This window comes from Serinicoccus marinus DSM 15273 (assembly GCF_008386315.1).
Classification (GTDB): Bacteria; Actinomycetota; Actinomycetes; order Actinomycetales; family Dermatophilaceae; genus Ornithinicoccus; species Ornithinicoccus marinus.
In genome coordinates this window covers 3,042,194-3,061,339 of record NZ_CP043808.1, presented here as the reverse complement: position 1 = coordinate 3,061,339, position 19,146 = coordinate 3,042,194, and the positions used below count along the sequence as shown (strand labels likewise).

Annotated in this window: 18 protein-coding genes and 1 pseudogene; 11 read left to right on the top strand and 8 right to left on the bottom strand. The window is 73.0% G+C overall.

The genetic code is table 11. The annotated features are described in order from the left end of the window. The first annotated feature begins 134 nt into the window (after positions 1 to 134). Positions 135 to 929 carry an IclR family transcriptional regulator gene (locus FU792_RS14780; protein ID WP_022925750.1) on the top strand — a complete coding sequence of 265 codons (795 nt, stop codon included), beginning with the start codon at positions 135 to 137 and terminating at the stop codon, positions 927 to 929. Positions 930 to 1,058: 129 nt separating this feature from the next. Here FU792_RS14780 and FU792_RS14775 read toward each other — a convergent pair whose 3' ends face one another. Further along, entirely contained in the window at positions 1,059 to 2,432 is a 1,374-nt protein-coding gene (locus FU792_RS14775; RefSeq protein WP_022925749.1) for an aminomethyl transferase family protein, read from the bottom strand. A gap of 160 nt (positions 2,433 to 2,592) precedes the next feature. Further along, entirely contained in the window at positions 2,593 to 3,159 is a 567-nt protein-coding gene (locus FU792_RS14770) for a TIGR03086 family metal-binding protein (protein ID WP_022925748.1), read from the bottom strand. Positions 3,160 to 3,211: 52 nt separating this feature from the next. Between FU792_RS14770 and FU792_RS14765 the strand changes: the two genes are divergently transcribed. From FU792_RS14765 to FU792_RS14755, 3 genes are all read left to right on the top strand, one after another. Then, positions 3,212 to 4,066 (top strand): AraC family transcriptional regulator, encoded by an 855-nt coding sequence (locus tag FU792_RS14765; RefSeq protein WP_022925747.1) that lies wholly within the window; start codon positions 3,212 to 3,214, stop codon positions 4,064 to 4,066. Positions 4,067 to 4,141: 75 nt separating this feature from the next. Further along, complete coding sequence (locus tag FU792_RS14760; protein WP_022925746.1) at positions 4,142 to 4,609, top strand: hypothetical protein; 468 nt, start codon at positions 4,142 to 4,144, stop codon at positions 4,607 to 4,609. Positions 4,610 to 4,647: 38 nt separating this feature from the next. After that, positions 4,648 to 5,019: a nuclear transport factor 2 family protein gene (locus FU792_RS14755; RefSeq protein ID WP_022925745.1), complete on the top strand. Its 372-nt coding sequence runs from the start codon at positions 4,648 to 4,650 to the stop codon at positions 5,017 to 5,019. 38 nt (positions 5,020 to 5,057) lie between these two features. Here the strand turns inward: FU792_RS14755 and FU792_RS14750 are convergent, their stop codons facing one another. After that, positions 5,058 to 5,315: a FitA-like ribbon-helix-helix domain-containing protein gene (locus FU792_RS14750; RefSeq protein WP_033419015.1), complete on the bottom strand. Its 258-nt coding sequence runs from the start codon at positions 5,313 to 5,315 to the stop codon at positions 5,058 to 5,060. Between the two features lie 373 nt (positions 5,316 to 5,688). Here FU792_RS14750 and FU792_RS14745 point away from each other — a divergent pair, with 373 nt between their 5' ends. Genes FU792_RS14745 through FU792_RS14735 form a run of 3 tightly spaced genes read left to right on the top strand, consistent with a single transcriptional unit; the run spans position 5,689 to position 10,039 of the window. Further along, positions 5,689 to 8,292, top strand: a complete 2,604-nt coding sequence (locus tag FU792_RS14745) for a GcvT family protein (RefSeq protein WP_022925743.1) — start codon at positions 5,689 to 5,691, stop codon at positions 8,290 to 8,292. Beyond that, complete coding sequence (locus FU792_RS14740) at positions 8,292 to 9,062, top strand: electron transfer flavoprotein subunit beta/FixA family protein (protein WP_022925742.1); 771 nt, start codon at positions 8,292 to 8,294, stop codon at positions 9,060 to 9,062. The genes FU792_RS14745 and FU792_RS14740 overlap by 1 nt, the downstream gene beginning before the upstream one ends. Continuing rightward, positions 9,059 to 10,039: an electron transfer flavoprotein subunit alpha/FixB family protein gene (locus FU792_RS14735; RefSeq protein WP_022925741.1), complete on the top strand. Its 981-nt coding sequence runs from the start codon at positions 9,059 to 9,061 to the stop codon at positions 10,037 to 10,039. The genes FU792_RS14740 and FU792_RS14735 overlap by 4 nt, the downstream gene beginning before the upstream one ends. A 21-nt stretch (positions 10,040 to 10,060) precedes the next feature. On the opposite strand, the gene FU792_RS14730 is transcribed toward FU792_RS14735, so the two are convergent. Next, positions 10,061 to 10,996, bottom strand: coding sequence for an aminoglycoside phosphotransferase family protein (locus FU792_RS14730; protein ID WP_022925740.1), 936 nt, complete (start codon positions 10,994 to 10,996; stop codon positions 10,061 to 10,063). A 125-nt stretch (positions 10,997 to 11,121) separates the two neighbouring features. Here FU792_RS14730 and FU792_RS19405 point away from each other — a divergent pair. Beyond that, positions 11,122 to 11,895: pseudogene (locus FU792_RS19405) on the top strand (SGNH hydrolase domain-containing protein); the annotation flags it as partial. A 125-nt stretch (positions 11,896 to 12,020) separates the two neighbouring features. Further along, positions 12,021 to 12,899, top strand: coding sequence for a cell wall-binding repeat-containing protein (locus FU792_RS14725; protein ID WP_161600278.1), 879 nt, complete (start codon positions 12,021 to 12,023; stop codon positions 12,897 to 12,899). A gap of 12 nt (positions 12,900 to 12,911) precedes the next feature. Here FU792_RS14725 and FU792_RS14720 read toward each other — a convergent pair whose 3' ends face one another. From FU792_RS14720 to pdhA, 3 genes are read right to left on the bottom strand one after another with little or no spacing between them, the layout of a single operon-like run. Beyond that, on the bottom strand, positions 12,912 to 14,366 hold the full coding sequence (locus FU792_RS14720) for a dihydrolipoamide acetyltransferase family protein (RefSeq protein ID WP_022925738.1): 1,455 nt from the start codon (positions 14,364 to 14,366) through the stop codon (positions 12,912 to 12,914). Next, positions 14,363 to 15,382: an alpha-ketoacid dehydrogenase subunit beta gene (locus tag FU792_RS14715; protein WP_022925737.1), complete on the bottom strand. Its 1,020-nt coding sequence runs from the start codon at positions 15,380 to 15,382 to the stop codon at positions 14,363 to 14,365. Before FU792_RS14715 ends, FU792_RS14720 begins: the two co-directional genes overlap by 4 nt. Next, a complete protein-coding gene (gene pdhA, locus FU792_RS14710) occupies positions 15,379 to 16,518 on the bottom strand; it encodes a pyruvate dehydrogenase (acetyl-transferring) E1 component subunit alpha (RefSeq protein ID WP_022925736.1) in 1,140 nt (379 codons plus the stop codon). Before pdhA ends, FU792_RS14715 begins: the two co-directional genes overlap by 4 nt. A gap of 102 nt (positions 16,519 to 16,620) precedes the next feature. Between pdhA and FU792_RS14705 the strand changes: the two genes are divergently transcribed. Beyond that, positions 16,621 to 17,115, top strand: a complete 495-nt coding sequence (locus tag FU792_RS14705) for an Lrp/AsnC family transcriptional regulator (protein WP_022925735.1) — start codon at positions 16,621 to 16,623, stop codon at positions 17,113 to 17,115. Between the two features lie 10 nt (positions 17,116 to 17,125). Continuing rightward, positions 17,126 to 18,412 carry a cation:proton antiporter domain-containing protein gene (locus tag FU792_RS14700; protein ID WP_157609216.1) on the top strand — a complete coding sequence of 429 codons (1,287 nt, stop codon included), beginning with the start codon at positions 17,126 to 17,128 and terminating at the stop codon, positions 18,410 to 18,412. Between the two features lie 21 nt (positions 18,413 to 18,433). On the opposite strand, the gene leuE is transcribed toward FU792_RS14700, so the two are convergent. Further along, on the bottom strand, positions 18,434 to 19,084 hold the full coding sequence (gene leuE, locus FU792_RS14695; RefSeq protein WP_022925733.1) for a leucine efflux protein LeuE: 651 nt from the start codon (positions 19,082 to 19,084) through the stop codon (positions 18,434 to 18,436). Between the last annotated feature and the right edge of the window lie 62 nt (positions 19,085 to 19,146).

Below are 19,146 nucleotides of genomic sequence, written 5' to 3'. Positions count from 1 at the left end.
GGTGGCGAGGAGCGGTCCGGCTGCACCGACGCTCTGCGCGGGAACGGTCGTGAGAGGGTGGGGCGCGGACGGTGCGACGCGCCGGGGGGACCCTGTCACGGCGCTGCGTCGCGTATGGCGCTTAGGGTTGCGACATGCGCAACGATGACGAGACCACCGGTGCCATGGTCCAGTCCGTGGACCGGGCGCTGACCATCCTGGAGATCCTGGCGCGGACCGGTGAGGCCGGTGTGGGCGAGGTGGCGACCGAGCTCGGGGTGCACAAGTCCACCGCCAGCAGACTGGTGGCGACCCTGGCCGCGCACGGCCTGGTCGAGCTCGGCGGCGAGCGGGGCCGGGCGACCCTGGGAGTCGGGGTCCTGCGTCTGGCGGGTGCCACGACGGCGCGGCTGGATCTCGTGCAGGAGGCCCGGCCGATCTGTCAGGAGCTGGCCGCGGAGACCAACGAGACGGTCAACATCGCGGTGCTCGGCGGGCACTCGGCGCTCTACATCGACCAGGTCATCGGGCCCTCGACGATCACCTCCTACAACTGGGTGGGGCAGCGCATCCCGCTGCACGCGACCAGCAACGGCAGGGTGCTGCTCAGCGAGCTGTCGCGCGCGGAGCGCCGCGCCGCGTGGGGTGACCTCGCCAGCTACACCGAGCGCACGGTCACCGACCAGGCGCAGCTGGACGAGCTGGCCGACCGGGCGCGGAAGCAGGGGTATGCCGTCGTCCGGGACGAGCTCGACGTGGGGCTGACCGCCATGGCGGCCCCGGTCCGGGACGCGCACGGGGAGATCTGCGCCTCGATGAGCCTGTCCGGGCCGACCTTCCGGATGGACGAGGCACAGGTGGAGCAGCTGCTCCCCGCGCTGCTGCGGGCCGCGGCGCAGGTGTCGGTCCGGCTCGGCTGGCACCAGGTCGCGCCCACCGCCGGCTCCTGAGCTCGACCGCCTTTCGTCACGGCCGCGCTGGGTCGCGGCCGTCGCTTCGTCACGATCGCCGCCTGCCAGCGCGCGACCCGGGCCCCGACCGCAGCGGCGGTCGGGGCCCGGTCAGCCCGATCACTCAGGTCAGAGGAAGGCCTGACCCTCCTCCTTGAGCACCTCGCGCGTGTTGGGGTTCACCGAGGGGCGGAAGGGCACCTCGACGACCGTGGCACCGACCGGCTGGCCGGGGGTCTCGGCATACTCATTCGGCAGCCACACCCGCAGCTCGGTGCCGACCCCGCTCAGGCCGAACGGCACGTAGCCGAGCGCGATGTTGGTGTCGAGCTCGGGGGAGAACCACGGCGAGGTGAGGTAGCCGACCGGGTCGTCGGACTCGACCGTGCTCACCAGCCAGAAGTCCGGGGCGTAGTCGGTGATGGGCTTGCCACCCAGCCGCAGGCCCACGAGCATCTGGCTGAACGGCGGGTTGCCCGCCTCCAGCTGCTCGCGCTGCGCCTCCAGCGCCGCCTTGCCGATGTAGTCCTCCTCCTTCATCCGCGGCACCTGGTAGGCCAGGTTGGTCTGCAGCGGTGAGGTCTCGGCGTCCAGGTCCTGACCCCAGGACAGGATGCCGGCCTGGACCCGCCGGGGGTGGGCCGGCGCGATGACCCGCAGGTTGTGCGCCTCACCCGCCGCGAGGATGGCGTACCACATCTGCTCGGCGTGCAGCGTGGCGTCGTAGAGGTAGATCTCGTAGCCCTTCTCCCCGGTGAACCCGGTCTGGGACACGATGACCGGCAGTCCCGCCACCTCGGCCGCGGCCAGCCCGTAGTTGGGGATGTCGGAGACCATCGGACCGATGAGGTCGCGCATGAGCGCCTCGGACTTCGGTCCCTGGATCTGCACCGGGCACACGTCGATCTCCTGGATCGCCACGTCATACCCCTTGCCGACGTTGACCCCCTGCAGCCAGAGCATGAGGTCGGAGTCGGACAGGCTGAACCAGAACTCGTCCTCGCTGATCCGCAGCAGCACCGGGTCGTTGAGCACGCCGCCGGCCTCGTTGCACAGGATGACGTAGCGGGCGTGCATCGGGCTGATCTTCTTGGCCTGCCGGGTGATGACGTAGTTGACGAAGGCCTCGGCGTCCGGGCCCTTGACCTGGATCTGCCGCTCGACGGCGACGTTCCACAGCGTCACGTCGTTGACGACCGACTGGTGCTCGGTCAGCGCGGCGCCGTCGTCCCTGCTCACGTAGCCCCGCGGGTGGTAGGTGCGGTTGTAGACCTCGGCGCGCCAGGCGCCGGACTCGACCGACAGGTGCCAGTAGGGCGACTTGCGGATGCGGGTGGAGATGAGCATCTCCACCGGCGTGGGTCCGGACTGGCGCAGGTTCACCGGGACGGTGCGCCCCTGGTCGACCGTCGGGTAGTTGTGGTTGAGAGCGTCCGGACCGTCCGGCTGCTCGGGTGCGGGTGTGTCGCTCTGGGTGGTTGCGATGCTCGGGGTTGCCGCCATGGGCCGCCCTCCTGTCATGCGGGGTCGACTTCGCAGGGTCGACCGGTCGGTGGGCTGTTTTCCAGCGTGCTCGCGACGCTACACCTGAAGTTTCGTCCTATGCAATGGTATGCGCGATACGCAACTCGGCGTGTCGCCCCGGCGCGGATCCCGACGCCGCTCAGGGCTGTCCGCCGGTCGGCCACCCCGGGTCGCGGCCGAGCCGAGCCAGGAGGCGGTCCGTCGGCGGGGCGTCGTCCGGGACCGAGACCGCGGGGGCGCAGATGCCCTCGCTGTAGAGCGCCTCGCCCCAGCCGTCGGCGGCAGCGATGAGCGCGGATGCCTCCTCCTCGTCGACCGACCACGGCTGGCCGGTGGCGCGGGCCACATCCGACCCGTGGATGACGAGGTCCCAGCCGTAGAAGTCCGCCATCGTGGCGCCCAGGGTGGTCGGGCCGAAGTAGCCCGCGTACTCCCGCTCCGCGACCCCGTCCTGCCTCACGATGCCTCCGGCCTGCTCCGCGTGCTGCGCCCAGGCCTGCGCGGGGTCCCCGAGGTCGGGGGCGGCCCCGAGGTCGAAGCCCTGCTGCCCGAGGAAGTCGCGCTGCGTCTGCACGACGTGGGCGACGACGTCCCGCGCGGTCCACCCCTCGCAGGGCGACGGGGCGTCCCAGCGGCCCTGTGCGCCGCTCACGATCTGCGTGAACTGCCCGGTGCGCTCGATGAATCTCTGTGCTGTCTGCTCCATGCCCACCACGATGGCGGGACCGCCGGCGCCCTCTCTTGTCATAATCCGACACATGCCAGCCGACCAGGGTCGCGCGCGTCTGACCGACCCGGTGGACCGGGCGCACCTGACGGGGGTCAGCCGACCCTCGCCACCGATCCACCGCTACCCGCCCTCGCCCCACCTGCGCGACCTCGTGGAGCGCTACTGGATCCCGGTGTGGTCGCTGGCCGAGCCCTCGACGCAGAGCACGCTGCAGCACCCGGTCTGCCTCGTCGTCGTGAGCAACACGTATGCCCGGTTCTACGGCGTCGTCCGCGGCCGGTCCTCGGTGACGCTCGAGGGGGAGGGGTGGGCGGTCGGGACGATGCTGACCCCGGCGGCCGGGCGGTTGATCCTGGGTCGCTCGGTCGCGACGGTCACCGACGCGTACCTCGACCTGGGGCAGCTGCCGAGCCCTGACGCGCACGCGCTCGTGACGCAGATCCGCGGCGCGATGGCGGACGACCCCGCTTCGCCGCGAGCGCACGCCGAGGCGGTCGCGGCGACCGAGCGGTGGCTGACGGCATACCTGCCCGTCGACGACGCGGGTCTCCTCGTCAACGACCTCGTGGCCTGGGTGCGGGACCACCCCGAGGTGACCCGGGTCGACGAGCTCGCACGGCGCGCGGGGCTGGGGGAGCGGGCGCTGCAGCGGCTCGTCGAGCAACGCGTCGGCCTCAGCCCCAAGTGGCTGATCCAGCGGCGGCGGCTCCACGACGCGGTCGCCGCGCTCAAGGACGGGACCGGGCCACGGTCGGGGTCAGGGTCGCTCGCGGACCTGGCGGCCCGGCTCGGGTATGCCGACCAGGCCCACTTCACGCATGACTTCCGGGCGGTGACGGGCCTCACTCCCGGCGAGTTCGGGCGGGACCAGCCGGTGCGCTGAGCGGGGACTGTCGGTCGCCCGTGCCAGTCTGTCGATGACCTGGACGCGCAGGCACCGAGGGGGAGACGATCAGACATGAGCACGGGACACGGCCGGCAGCTGCTGGTGGGCACGACCAAGGGAGCCTTCGTCCTCGAGCCCAGGAGCGACGCGGAGGGGTCGTGGTCCGTGCGGGGACCGTTCTGCGACGGCTGGCCGATCAATCACGTGGTCGGCGATCCGGCCACCGGGACCATCTGGGCCGGGGGTGGTGGCGCCTGGAGCGGTGCAGGCATCTGGCGGTCAACCGACGGCGGTGACACCTGGACCCTGGCCAAGCTCACGACGGGCGAGCTGGACGCGTGGGCGGCCGAGGACCCGGGCTTCGCCGAGAGCATCGGCTGGGAGTCCGTCGAGGCGCCCTTCGGCGACGAGTTCAGCCAGGTCTGGTCGCTCGGTCTCGCGGGCGAGCGGGTGTATGCCGGGACCAAGCCGGCCGGGAGACGGACACGGTGGGCGGCGCCGTGCTCTCCCTGCTGTCCCGCCTGCCCTGACGCCCGGTGACGAGCGGGCGTGTCCGTGGCCGCGCCTACCCTCGACCCATGGATGCCTCCGCGGTGCTGCGTCGGCTGGTAAAGACGATCGACGACCGGGCGTGGGGTGACCTGCCCGACCTGCTCGCGCCCGACTTCACCAGCACGCTCGTGCACACCCGCGAGCGCTTCGACCGGGTCGGTTGGGTGCGCCTCAACGCCGACTACCCGGGGTTCGGTCGGATGACGCTCGCCCAGATCGTCGGTGACGGTGACCGGGCTGCGGCGCGTGCCCACGTGACGGGGATGGTCGACGGCGTCGAGGCGCACTTCGAGGTCGCGATGTTCGCCACCACCCGCGACGGACTCGTCACCGAGATGGTCGAGGTGTGGGCGGACTGCGACGCCGACCCGCCAGCGGGGACCCGGCCAGCCCTCTGAGGTCGGGCCGCGGCGACGGTGCACGGGCAGGCGCGCGGTCAGGCGCCAAACGGGTCGACCAGTCGCGCGCCAGTCAGGTCGACGTCCCGTCCTGAGTCGGCGACCCTCTGGAAGTCCTCGTCCTGGCCGACGTCCGGTATCGAGGCGAGCGTCGCCCTGAAGCCGGCCCCACCCAGGACCGCCTCACGCAGGATCACGCGGTGCTCGGCCTCGGCCGAGCGTCCTCGGGCAGCGGCGCGCTTCTGCAGCGCTGCCACGACCTCATCCTCGATGTTGCGCACGATGAGCTCAGCCACGGTCACCTCCTGAGAGCGATGATGTCAGGTGTTGCGTGGTCGCGCTCTCCCCGGCGGGCGAGCGCGGCGACGGGGCGGGCCCGTCCGGCATCTGGGTGACGGTCATGGACCGATCCTGCGCCCCTCGTCCGGGCGCTCGCCTCAGGACGAGGTATGCCTCCGGCCCGTTGAAAGGCGGGTCGGGTCATCGGTCGGGGTGGGGGTGCCCGGTGCCGGGCGACGTGCGCCGGTGGCCTGCGCCTCGGCATACCTGCACGCGGTTCAGCCTCGTGCACGTCGGTCCGCGCGGAGCCTTGACACTCCTCCCGCGACCGATGAGACTGATTGCACGATACGCGCAGCGTTGCATATTACGCACCAACGAAGGGCGACCATGACCTCCTCTCTCCCCGACCGCTGCGACGTGCTGGTCATCGGTGCCGGCATCGTCGGCAACTCCCTGGTCCACCACCTCGCCGAGCTGGGCTGGACCGACATCGTCCAGATCGACAAGGGACCGCTGCCCAACCCGGGCGGCTCGACCGGCCACGCGTCCAACTTCATCTTCCCGGTGGACCACAGCCGGGAGATCACCGACCTGACCCTCGACTCGATGCGGCAGTACGAGGAGATGGGGGTGCTCACCACCTCCGGGGGCTTCGAGGTCGCCCGCACCGAGGAGCGGATGGAGGAGCTGCGGCGGCGGATGAGCTCGGCCCGGGCGTGGGGGATCGAGGCCAGCCTCGTGACGCCCGAGGAGGTCGTCGAGAAGGTGCCCTTCCTCGACCCCAGCGTCATCGTGGGCGGCTTCTGGACGCCCTCCGTCGGGGTCGTCGACTCGCTGCGCGCCGGCACGATCATGCGGGAGAAGGCGCATGACAAGGGCGTGCTCACCACCGTCCCCAACGTCGAGGTCACGGGGATGACCGTCACCGAGGGCCGGATCAGCGCCGTCCAGACCGACAAGGGTGACATCGAGGCGCCCGTGGTCGTCATCGCCTGCGGGGTCTGGAGCCCCCGGCTGGCACGGATGGCGGGTGCGCACATCCCGCTCACCCCAGCGGTGCACCAGATGATCTCCGTCGGCCCCTGCGAGCAGCTCGCCGACAAGCCCGGCGAGATCAGCTTCCCGATCATCCGCGACATGGACACCTTCTGCTACGAGCGCCAGCACGGCTCGGACATGGAGGTCGGGTCCTACGCCCACCGCGCGATCCTGCACGAGCCGGACGAGATCCCCTCGATCGCCCAGGCCAAGCTGTCCCCGACCGAGATGCCCTTCACCGAGGACGACTTCGACCCCCAGCTCGAGCAGGCGCTGGAGCTCATGCCCGAGCTCCTCGGCGACGAGCGCGCCGAGATCCGGTATGCCATCAACGGTCTCCTCTCGCTCACCCCCGACGGCGCCCCCGTCCTCGGTGAGACGCCCGAGGTCAAGGGTCTGTGGAGCTGCGCCGCGGTCTGGATCAAGGAGGGTCCGGGCGTGGGCCGCGCGGTCGCCGAGTGGATGACCCACGGCATACCCGAGATCGACCTGGGGCACAGCGACATCGCGCGCTTCTACCCCCACCAGCGCACCCGTGCGCACATCCGCGCGCGGACCTCCGAGGCCTTCAACAAGACCTACGGCATCGTCCACCCCGGCGAGCAGTGGGCCAGCTCGCGCCCGGTCCGGAAGTCGCCGATGCACGAGAGCCAGAAGGCGCTCGGTGCCGAGTTCTTCGAGGCCGTCGGCTGGGAGCGTCCGCAGTGGTATGCCTCGAACGAGCCGCTGCTGGAGGAGTTCGGCGACGCCGTCATGCCGCGCGAGCACGAGTGGGACGCCCGCTGGTGGTCCCCGATCATCAACGCCGAGCACCTGGCCCTGCGCACCCGCGGCGGGATCGTGGACCTCAGCGCCTTCGCGATGTTCGACATCGTCGGGCCGGCCGCGCTGGACGCGGTGCAGCGGATCATCGTCGCGCAGGCCGACGTCGCGATCGGGCGGGTGATCTACACCCCCGTCCTCGACGAGCAGGGCGGCTTCCGCTCCGACCTCACCGTCATGCGTCTCGCGCACGACCGCTTCCGCGTCGTCACCGGCGGCGCGCACGGCATGGTCGACGCCAAGTGGTTCGCCGACCACCTCCCCGAGGGTGCTTCGCTGGTCGACCTGACCTCGGCATACACGACGATCGGGGTCTGGGGCCCACGCGCCGGCGACGTCCTCGGGGCGCTCACCGACGACGACCTCTCGCCCGAGACGTTCAGGTTCGGGACCTGCCGGCTCATCGAGGTCGGCGAGCTGTCGGTCCTCGCCTCGCGGATCTCCTACGTCGGCGAGTTCGGCTGGGAGCTGTATGCCCCGATCGAGACCGGTGCGGCCCTGTGGGACCGGTTGATCGAGGCCGGCCGCGAGCACGGCGTCGTGCCGGTCGGCATCGGGGTCTACACCGCGACCGGGCGCATCGAGAAGGGCTACCGCGCCTACGGCGCCGAGCTCGACTCGGAGCGGACCCTCGCCGAGACCGGCATGCAGCGGCCGAAGATCAAGGACGCCGACTTCATCGGCAAGCAGGCGGTCCTCGCGCAGGCCGACGAGCAGCCGCGAGCCGTGCTCTGCGCGCTGACCGTCGACGACCACACCTCCGCGAGCGGGGTGAAGCGCTACATGCTCGGCGGCGAGCCGATCCTCACCCGCGAGGGCGAGCCGCTCACCGACGGCCACGGGCACCACCCCTACGTCACCTCCGCGGCCTCCGCGCCGAGCCTCGGCAAGCACGTGCTCATGGCCTTCCTGCCGCCGGCGCAGGCGAGCGTCGGGACCGAGCTGGCGGTCTCCTACATGGAGGAGCTCTACCCGGTCACCGTGGCGAGCGTCGACGCGACACCGTTGCTGGACCCCGACAACCTGCGGGTCAAGGGCCGGTATGCCGAGCTCGGGCAGGAGGACTCTCCCGCCGACCCTGCCGGCGCCGACCGCGCCCACGCGGCGGCCGAGCCGGCGGGGGTGGCGTGATGACCGACGTCCTGGTCTGCGTCAAGCGGGTGCCGGACACCTCCGGCGAGGTGGTGCTCACCGCGGACGGCGGCGGTGTCGACGGCCGGTATGCCGGGTGGACGATGAGCGCGCACGAGGAGTGCGCGGTCGAGCTCGGCGTGCAGGTCGCCGGGGAGACCGGCGGCTCGGTCACGGTGCTGACGCTCGGTGACGAGGACAGCGTCGAGCAGCTGCGCGCCGCGCTGGCCGTCGGGGCGCACGAGGCGGTGCGCATCGACGCTGTCGCCGACGACTACGGCCCGGCCGACGTCGCCAGCGCCATCGCCGACGTGGTCCGCGCCCGGGAGGCCGACGGGTCCGGCTTCGGCCTCGTCCTCGTCGGCAACGACGCCGCCGACACCGGCGACCACCAGGTAGGGATCCGGCTGGCGCACCTGCTCGACCGGCCTGTGGTGGCCGGGGCGCAGGAGGTGACGCTCGCCGGTGAGCGGCTCGAGGTGCGCTCCAGCGTGTCCGGCCCGACCGAGGTCTACGACGTGCCGCTGCCGGCTGTGCTCACCGTCTGGGAGGGCGGCGTCGAGCCGCGCTACCCCAACATCAGCGGGCGGATGAAGGCCAAGAAGGCGCAGGTCGAGGTGGTCCCGCCGGGAGCGGCGCCGCAGGGGTCGGGCCGGCTGGGCCTGCGGGTGCTGCCACCACCGGAGAGCAATGTCGAGGTGCTCGGCGAGGGGGCGGCCGCCGCGCCGCGCCTGGTCGCCGTGCTGCGGGAGATCGGGGTCGTGCGATGAGCGTGCTGGTGGTCGTGGAGCCGGACGAGGCGGGCGAGGGCCTGTCGGTCGTGTCCCGGGAGACGTTGACCTTCGCCCGGCAGCTGCCCGGCGGAGATCGTCTCGACGCGGTCCTGGTGGGGGCGGTCGGGGATCCCGACGATGCTGCGCTCGCCCACTGCCGCGAGCACGGTGTCGGCACCGTCCACGTCAGCGACGACGACCGGCTGGAGCGGTATGCCGCCCGCGCCTGGTCCCGCGTCGTCGACGCCGCGGCCGGGGCGTCCGGCGCGGCCTACCTGCTCGCCGGCGGGACCCCGCGCGGCAACGAGGTGCTGGCCCACGTCGCCGCCGCCCGCGGCGTGCCGATGCCGTGCAACCTCGTCGCGGTCGTGCAGGCCGAGCCGCTGGAGGTGGAGCGCCAGGTCGTCGGTGGTGCGGTGCTGGAGCGCGTCGCCCTGGGCGCCGACGGCGGACTCGCGGTGGCCTCGGTCGCCGGGCACGCGGTCGCCCCGGAGCCCGCGGCGACGCCGGGCGCGGCGCGCGTGGAGCGCGTCGCGGCCGAGCTCACCGAGGCCGACCTGGCGGCCCAGGTGGTGCGCGTCGAGGAGCGTGAGGGTGGCGACACCTCCGCGCTGACCGGCGCCGACGTCGTCGTCGGGGCCGGGCGCGGCGTGGGCGGGGCCGACCAGTTCTCCGACGTCGAGGCGCTCGCGACCCGGCTCGGTGGCGCGGTCGGGGTCTCGCGGGTCGTCACCAGCCTCGGCTGGCGGCCGCACCACGAGCAGGTCGGGCAGACGGGCAGCCGGATCTCGCCCGACCTCTATCTCGCCTGCGGCATCAGCGGCGCCATCCAGCACTGGGCCGGCTGCAGCTCGTCCAAGACCATCATCGCGGTCAACACCGACGCCGAGGCGCCCATGGTCACCAAGGCCCGGTATGCCGTCGTCGGGGACATGCACGAGGTGCTGCCCGCGGTGCTGGAGGAGCTGGGCTGAGGGGGCCCGTCACGCCGGGCCTCAGCCCGGTGTGAGCAGGCCGGCCGAGCGCAACCAGCGCTCGCCCTCCTCGAGGAAGCCGAGCCGGTGCAGCCAGACACCGGTGCAGACGCGCTCGACGAAGGCCCACGCCTCGACCCGGTCCGCGTCGAGCCCGAGCCGCGCGGCGACGCGGGCGACCTGCGCCCGGTGCCAGGAGCGCACGGCGCTCGGGGGCTCGGTGCGCGCCAGGGACTCCAGCTCGGCCATGAGGTCGCGCAGCGCCACGCCGGCGTCGTACTCTGGCTCGCACAGGAAGCCGTCCGGGTCGATGAAGGCATACCCCGACAACGGCCGCTGCAGCACGTTGAGGCTGTGCGCGTCGCCGTGGACCACCACCCGGTCCGTCAGCGGGGCGGCGACCAGCTCGCGGGCCAGGGCGGCCGCGTGGGCGAAGGCGCGGGTATGCGCCCGCACCCACCCGGCGTCGGCGACCTCGGTCTCGACGATCGCGAGCAGCTGGCTGGCCTTCTCGCCGAGCTGCTCGTCCTGGGCGACCGCGAGCGGCAGCTCCCACGCGGGCTCCAGCAGGTCGACGAGGACCTCCACCTGCGCGACGCCGTCCGGGACGGTCCTCGCCAGCGAGGGACCGAGCCGCTCCAGGAGCGCCGACCCGATGTCCTCGGCGCGGTCCAGCACCCGGCAGTAGCCGCGCCCGTTCGCGGCGGTCATCACCCGCACCTGCTGTGTCAGGTCGGTGCCCGCGTCGTCGAACTTGACCGCGGCGGGCGCCCCGCCGCGACGCACCTCCAGCACGGGAAGGCCGACGCCGTCCAGGTGCGCGCGCTCGATCGCCAGGTCCCACCGGTCCACCGTGCGGGCCAGGACGTCGGGGAAGGAGTCGAGGATCGGTGCCGCCCAGTCCTGGTCCGCCCAGGGCCGGGCGCGGGCGAGCGCCACCACCTCCGCCTGATCCACGAGGTCGATCGTGCCAGACGCCGGACCCTAGACTCCCGCGTGTGCCCATCCCCGCTCCTCCCGCTCGACCGAGCCCGCGCGCACGGCTGCGCGCGGTGCTCGCGCTGCTCCTGACGAGCGCGCTGATGCTCGCCGGAGCGCCCTCGCTCGCGCTGACCGGCGACGAGGACGATCTCGGTGCCCGCGCGCTGCGGGGGGACGGGTGGAGCGAGCCGCGGGCGGAGTTCGACGACCTCACGCGCGACGCGCCGGTCTTCCCGACGACCCCGCCCGTCAGCGCCGTCACGCGGATGTACCCCGCCTACTACGCCGACGGCTGCCACGTCGGGCGCAGCGGCACGACGGTCCGGCCCGGGTGCGTCTACGGCGACCCCGACGGCGACGTCGAGGTGGCTGTCCTCGGATCCTCCAAGGTCGGGCAGTTTTTCCCGGCGCTGGAGGAGATCGCGCTGCGCGAGGGCTGGCGACTGCGGATGTATACCAAGCTCGCCTGCTCCTTCACCGACGAGCCGGAGCCCTCCTACCCCGAGTGCGACGCCTACAAGGCCGAGCTGCGGGAGCACCTGGAGGACGACCCGCCCGATCTCGTCATCACCGGGGGGATGCGCCAGGACGTCGCCGACGGCTACGTGCGCACCTGGACCTGGCTGCGCGGGCTGGGGGTCGAGGAGGTCGTGGCGCTCTGGGACTCGCCCGGTCCCACCGGCGGCAACCCCGCCGCCTGCGTCGCGCAGGCGATCGAGGGGGGCGAGAGCCTGAGCTCGTGCGCGGTCTGGCTGCCGGACCAGTACAGCGGCAACCCCTCGATGCGCGAGGCCGCGGCCCGGGTGCACGGGGCGTCCTTCGTCGACCTCCGCGACTGGGTATGCCCCAGCACCTACCTCGATCCCCGGTGCCCCGCCGTCGTCGGGCGCGCCCAGCTCTACGGCAGCGGCTCGCACCTGGCCCCGTCCTACACCGCCACCCTGACCGACCCGCCACCAGCGGCTGCGACGAGGCCGGGGTCGCGGCATACCGTCCCGCGGTGGACCGCGTCGGCGGCGCGGACCGGTATGCGACCGCGGCCCTGCTCGCGCGGGACGCCGACCCGGGTGGTCGGGTCTTCCTCACGAGCGGTCGTGACTTCCCGGACGCCCTGGCCGCCGCGGCCAAGGCGGGCGCCCGGGGTGAGGCCGTGCTCCTCACCGGTGGTGCCCGGCTGCCGGCGGCCACCCGCGCGGCGCTGCTGCGGCTCGAGCCGAGCGAGATCCTCGTGGTCGGCGGCGAGGGCGCCGTGCCCCGGACCGTCCTGGATGAGGCCGCCGAGCTGGCCCCGACGGAGCGGGTGTCCGGGCCCGGCCGCTACGAGACCGCCGCCGCCGTGGCCCAGGTGGAGCCCGTGCAGCGGCGGGGCAGCGTCTTCATCGCCACGGGGGAGGACTTCCCGGACGCGCTCGCCGCAGCCGCACGGGCCGGCCAGCAGGAGGCGCCCGTGCTGCTCGTGCGTCACGACGAGATCCCCGAGGCGACCGCGGCCGCGCTGCGTGACCTCGACCCCGCGCGCATCGTCGTCGTCGGCGGGGAGGGCGCGGTGGCCGGCACGGTCGAGGAGGACCTGGAGGAGCTCGGCAGCAGCGTGCAGCGGATCGGTGGGGATGACCGGTACGCCACCGCAGCCCTGCTCGCGGGCCGGGGTGCCGAGGTGCTGCACGTCGGGTCCGGTCTGACCTTCGCCGACGCGCTGGCGGCCGGGCCGGTCGCTGCCGCCCAGGGCGGCGCCGTCCTGCTGACGGCCCCGGGCAGGGTGCCGACCGCGACCCGGGAGGCGCTGGAGCGGATCGCGCCCGAGCGGCTCGTGCTCACCGGCGGGGCCGGCGCGGTCGGCGAGGACGTCCGGCGGACCCTCCTGCGGCTGACCTCCTGAGGGTCAGGTGCCTCAGAGGTCGGCGAGGAGGGCCGCCGGCTGCTCCACGCAGTCAGCCACGAACCGCAGGAACCCGCCCGCCGTGCCGCCGTCGCACACCCGGTGGTCGAAGGTGAAGGACAGCTGGGTCACCTTGCGGACCTTGACCTTGCCCCGGTGCGCCCACGGCTTGTCCACGATCCGGCCCACGCCGAGCATCGCGGCCTCGGGGTGGTTGATGATCGGCGTCGAGCCGTCCACCCCGAAGACGCCGTAGTTGTTGAGCGTGAACGTGCCTCCCGTCAGCTGCGCGGGGGACAGCTTGCCGTCCCGGGCGCGGACCGTCAGCTCACGCAGCGCGGCGGCCAGCTCGGCCGTCGTCAGGGCGTCGGCGCCGTGGACGACGGGCACCACCAGGCCGCGTGGGCTCTGCGCCGCGAAGCCCAGGTTGACCGCGCCGTGGTGGACGATCTCGCCGGCCTCGGTGTCGACCGAGGAGTTGAGGGCGGGGTAGGCCCGCAGCCCGGCCACGGTGATCCGGGCGAGCAGGGGGAGCACGCCGATGTCCGCGTCGGGGCGGGCCGCCTTCAGCGCGTCCTTGGCCTTCATGAGCCGGGTGGCGTCGACGTCCACCCAGGTCGTGGCATCCGGGATCTCGTGGCGCGAGGTCGAGAGCCGCTCGACCATGAGGCGCTGCACCCCCTGGATCGGGATGCGCCGCTCCTCGCGACCGGGCACCCCTGCTGCCTGCTGTCCACCGCGACCCGACACCCCGTCGGTCAGGTCGTCCTGGCGACCGGACACCCCGTCGGTCCGCTCGAGGTATGCCGTGAGGTCGGCCTTGCGGATCACGCCGGTCGGGCCGGGCGGCACCTCGGCGATGTCGACGCCCCGATCCGCGGCCAGCCTGCGCACCAGCGGGGAGATGACGCGGACGGCGGCCGGGTGGTCCGGGCGGGCAGCAGGAGTGTCCGGTCGGGAGGTGGTGTCGCGGACGGACGGGGTGTCCGGTCGGGTCGCCGCGGCGCCTCGGCGTCGGCCGCCGGGCCGGGCGCGGCGGGCCGGGCCCTCGCCCGCGCCGTAGCCGATGAGCGGCCGCTCGGGCTCGTCCTCGGGCAGCTCGGCCCCGGCGCGCTCCTCCTCGCGGTACTGCTCACCGCCGGCACCCTGCGGGCCGACCTCACCGTCGGCCCGCGAGCGGGCGCTCGCAGCAGTGTTGATGTCGGCACCAGCGCCGTCACCGGCGGCCACCTCGGCGCCGATCGTGATGAGCGGCTCGCCGACGGGCAGCACCTGCCCAGCCTCGGCGTGCACCTGGGCGACGGTGCCGGCATACGGGCAGGGGACCGAGACCGCGGCCTTGGCCGTCTCGACGGTGACGACCTCCTGGTCGACGACGACCTCGTCACCAGCGCTGACGTGCCACTCGACGATCTCGGCCTCGGTGAGCCCCTCGCCCAGGTCGGGCAGCCGGAAGACCTGCGTCATGCCGACACCTCCGCCGGGGTATGCGTGTGGTCGGGCTCGTCGTCCCACTGCAGCCGGGCGATGGTGTCGAGGATGCGGTCGACCCCGGGCAGGTGGGTGTGCTCCAGCTTGGGCGGCGGGTAGGGGATGTCCAGCCCGCTGACCCGCAGCACCGGCGCGGCGAGGCTGTGGAAGCAGCGCTCCTGCACCCGGGCGGCGATCTCGGCGCCCATCCCGGCGAAGCCCTGCGCCTCGGCGAGCACGACGGCCCGCCCGGTCCGGCGCACCGAGGCCTCCACGGTCGCGTCGTCGAAGGGCACGAGTGTGCGCAGGTCGATGACCTCGACGTCCCAGTCCTCCTCGGCGGCGGCGACCTCGGCCGCCTTGAGCGCGGTCGCGAGCTGCGGGCCGTAGGTCACGAGCGTGACGTCGGACCCCTCACGGCGCACCGCGGCCTGCCCGATCGGCTCGGTGCTCGTGGGCAGCTCGAGGTCGGCCTTGGTGTAGTACTGGCTCTTCGGCTCCATGAAGACGACCGGGTCGTCGGAGGCGATGGACTCGCGCAGCAGCGAGTAGGCGTCGGCCGGCGTCGCGGGGGTGACGACGTGCAGCCCCGGCGTGTGGACGTAGTAGCCCTCGGAGGAGTCGCAGTGGTGCTCGACGCCGCCGATGCCCCCGGCATACGGGATCCGGATGACCAGCGGCATCGGCAGTGCGCCGCGGGTCCGGTTGCGCATCTTGGCGATGTGCGAGGTGACCTGCTCGAAGGCGGGGTAGCCGAAGGCGTCGAACTGCATCTCGACCACGGGCCGGAAGCCCTGCATCGCGAGCCCGACGGCGAAGCCGGCGATCCCGGCCTCGGCCAGCGGGGTGTCGACGCAGCGGTCCTCGCCGAAGTCCCGGGTGAGGCCGTCGGTGATGCGGAAGACGCCGCCGAGCGCGCCGACGTCCTCGCCCATGACGAGCACGTCCGGGTCCTCGGTCAGCGCGTCGCGCAGCGCGGCGTTGAGCGCCTTGGCGTAGGTGGTCGGGCTCATCTCGCGTCCTCCGTCTGGGTGCTCCCGTGCGCCGCCGTGGCGGTGCCCGCGAGCTCGGTGCGGACCATCTCGCGCTGCTCGCGCAGCTGCGGCGTGGGCTCGGCATACACGTGGTCGAAGAGCTCGAGCGGCTCCACGGTCGGCTCGGCGTTCATGCGGGTCCGCAGGTCGGCCGCGAGCTCCTCGGCCTCCGCGCGCACCTCCTCGATCCGGGCGTCGTCGAGGTGCCCCTGCTCGACGAGGTATGCCTGGAGCCGGACGATCGGGTCCTGCCCGGTCCACCCGTCGACCTCGTCCTTGGTGCGGTAGCGGGTCGCGTCGTCGGCGTTGGTGTGCGCCTCCATGCGGTAGGTGTGCGCCTCGACGAGGACCGGGCCGTGGCCGGCGCGGGCGTGGGCATACGCCGCCCGCATGACCGCGAGCACCGCGGCCGGGTCGTTGCCGTCGACCTGCTCGCTGCGCACGCCGTAGCCGACGCCCTTGTAGGCGAGCGCCGGGGCCTTGGTCTGCTTGGCGAGCGGGACGGAGATGGCGTACTTGTTGTTCTGCACGAGGAAGACCGTCGGCGCCTCGAAGACGGCGGCGAAGTTGAGGCCCTCGTGGAAGTCGCCCTCGCTGGTCGCGCCGTCCCCGATGAGGCACAGCGCGAGCGCGTCGGTGCCGCGGCGGGCCAGGCCGTGGGCGGCCCCGGCGGCGTGGACCGCCTGGGTGGCGAGCGGGGTGCACTGCGGGGCGGTGCGGGTGGCCTGCGGGTCGTAGCCGCAGTGCCAGTCACCGCGCAGCAGCGTCAGCACCTCGACCGGGTCGATGCCGTGGGTGACCAGCGCCATCGAGTCGCGGTAGGTGGGGAAGAGCCAGTCCTGCTCGCCGAGCGCCAGGACCGGGGCGACCTGGCAGGCGTCCTGGCCGCGGGAGCTGGGGTAGACCGCGAGCCGGCCCTGCTTGGTCAGCGCGGTCGCCTGGGCGTCGAAGCGGCGGCCGATGACCATCGCGCGCCAGACGGCGAGCAGGTCCTCGGCCTCCGGCATCGCGTAGCCGCGCTCGCGCGCCTGCTCGCTCGTCTCCACGGCGGTGCCGTCGGCGGCGATCAGCTGCACCGGCTCGGGGCAGGGCAGCAGGTGGGTGATGTCGCTCATCATCGAGTCCTCACGGCTAGACGTCTGACCGATATCGTCCCGCGCGCTCGCACAGGCGGACCACTCCTGCCGCAGATTGTGGACATCTGGCAGGATCGAGGTATGCCTGAGGACCGATCGTCCGATCAGTCACCGGCCGTGGCGTCGCCTGCCGGACAGGTGGCGCCGGCGCTCGACGACACGGACCGTGCGATCGTCGCCGAGCTGCGCCGGGACGGACGGCTGTCGGTGCGCGCGCTCGCCGAGCGGGTCCACATCAGCCGGGCGACGGCATACACCCGGCTGGAGCGGTTGCACCGGGACAAGGTGATCACCGGTTATGCCGCGCAGGTCGACCCCGACAAGCTCGGCCTGGCGACCGCGGCCTACGTGTCGGTCTCGATCGAGCAGGGGAGCTGGCGGGAGGTGCTCGACGCCCTCGAGGTGCTGCCGGGGGTGGAGCGGGTGGCGCTGGTGGGGGCGGAGTTCGACATGCTCGTCGAGGTGCGGGCACGCGACAACCACGAGCTGCGCGACGTCGTCCTCGGCCGGATCCAGGGGGTGTCCGGGGTCCGCGCCACCCGGACCTGGCTGATCTTCGAGGAGTGGGAGCGCTGAGCGGCATGGAGTGGGAGCGCTGAGCGGCATGGTGTCGATCGTCCTGGTGGTGGCCCTCGCGGTCCTCGCCTTCAGCGTGCTGGCCGGGCGGCTCACGGGCACCCCGGTCACGATGCCGATGCTCTTCACCACCGCCGGACTCCTGCTCGGCCCGGCTGTGCTGGATGTCGTGCGGCTCGACGTGGAGGACGAGGTGGTGAGCGTCCTGGCGGAGGCGACGCTGGTCCTGGTGCTCTTCACCGACGCCTCCCGGCTCGATCTGCGGACCGTGGTCCGCGAGCACAGTCTGGCGCTGCGGCTGCTGCTGATCGGGCTGCCGGCGGCGGTGCTCATCGGCACCGGGGTGGGGTGGCTGCTGCTGCCCTCGATGCCCCTCATCGCGCTGGCCCTCCTCGCCGCCACGCTGGCACCCACCGACGCCGCGCTCGGCCAGTCCTTCGTGGAGAGCCCCTCGGTGCCCCAGCGCATCCGCCAGACGCTCAACGTCGAGAGCGGGCTCAACGACGGTTTGGTGGTCCCCTTCGTCGTGATCCTCATCGACGTCGCCCTGGCGCAGACCGACACCGCGGCGGGGTATGTCGTCCTGCTCGCGCAGATCGTCGGCCTGGGTGTGCTCGTCGGCGGACTGACCGGCTGGCTGGGCGGGCGGCTCCTGGGCTGGGCGCACGAGCGGTCGTGGACGACCGCACCGTCACTGCGGCTCGGGGTAGTGGCGGTGGCCGGCTGCTCCTACGCAGCGGCCGAGCTGATGGGCGGCAACGGCTTCGTCTCCGCCTTCGTGGCCGGCGCGGTCCTCGGAGCGACGTCCCGCCCCGTGCTGGAGCACACCACCACGTTCGCGCAGTCCGAGGGCCAGCTGTTGACGTTGCTCACCTTCCTGCTCTTCGGTGGCGCGATCGCCAGTGACCTCGTCGCCGACCTCGACCCGGGCCACCTGATCTACGCGCTGGCCAGCCTGCTGGTCGTGCGGATGCTGGCGACGACGGTGGCGCTGCTGGGCAGCGGGGTGAGCGCGCCGACCGTGCTCTACGTCGGTTGGGCCGGGCCGCGGGGGCTGGCGTCGATCGTCTACGCCGTCCTCGTGGTGACGACGGCGGGCCTGCCCATGTCGGAGGAGATCTTCGTCGTCGCCGGGTGGACCATCCTGCTCAGCGTCTACCTCCACGGGCTCAGCGCGGCCTGGGTCAGCCGGCGCTACGGGGACCGGGTGAGCCAGGCGCCCGAGGACCGGCCGGAGCACCGGCACATCAGCCTGCTGCCGCTGCGTCTGCAGCGGGCGGAGCACCGCTCCCGCTGAGACGTGCTCTCAGCGTGGCGCTCAGAGCGAGGCGGCGGCGAGCTTGACGCCGAAGCCGACGAAGACCGCGCCGACGAGCCCGGTCAGGCCGCCCGAGGTGCGGCGGTGCCGGCTGAAACCGCGGGCGAGCGCGGTGCCGCCCACGATGAGCAGACCGAGGTAGATCATGCTCAGCACCTGCATCGTCGTCGCGAGCACGAGGAAGTCGAGCAGTGGCCGTGCCGAGTCCGGGCGGAGGAACTGCACGAAGAAGGCGACGAAGAACAGGATGGCCTTGGGGTTGAGCAGGCTCAGCACCAGCGCCGTGAGGAAGGAGCCGCCGCGCCGGGGCGGGGCCACCGTCTCCTCCGCCGTCGCGGGCTGCTGCTGGCCGAAGGCGGCGATGCCGGCCCGCACCAGGCGGAAGCCGATCCAGGCGAGGTAGGCCGCGCCGAGGTACTTCACGACGCTGAAGACCACGGGGTTGCCCTGCAGCAGCGAGGCGGCGCCGAGGAAGGTGAGCCCCATGAGCACCGAGTCGCCCACGAAGACACCGGCCGCGGCCGACCAGCCTCGACCGATGCCGCGACGAGCCGCCTCGGACAGCACGAACATCGAGTTCGGCCCGGGCAGCAAGATGATGAGCAGCGCGGCGACGAAGAACGTCCCGTAGTCAGGGATCCCCAGGAGCACCGCACCAGCGTAGGGCCACCGAGCACGTCGGGTAAAAACCCGTGCGCCGCTGCCTCGCGGGC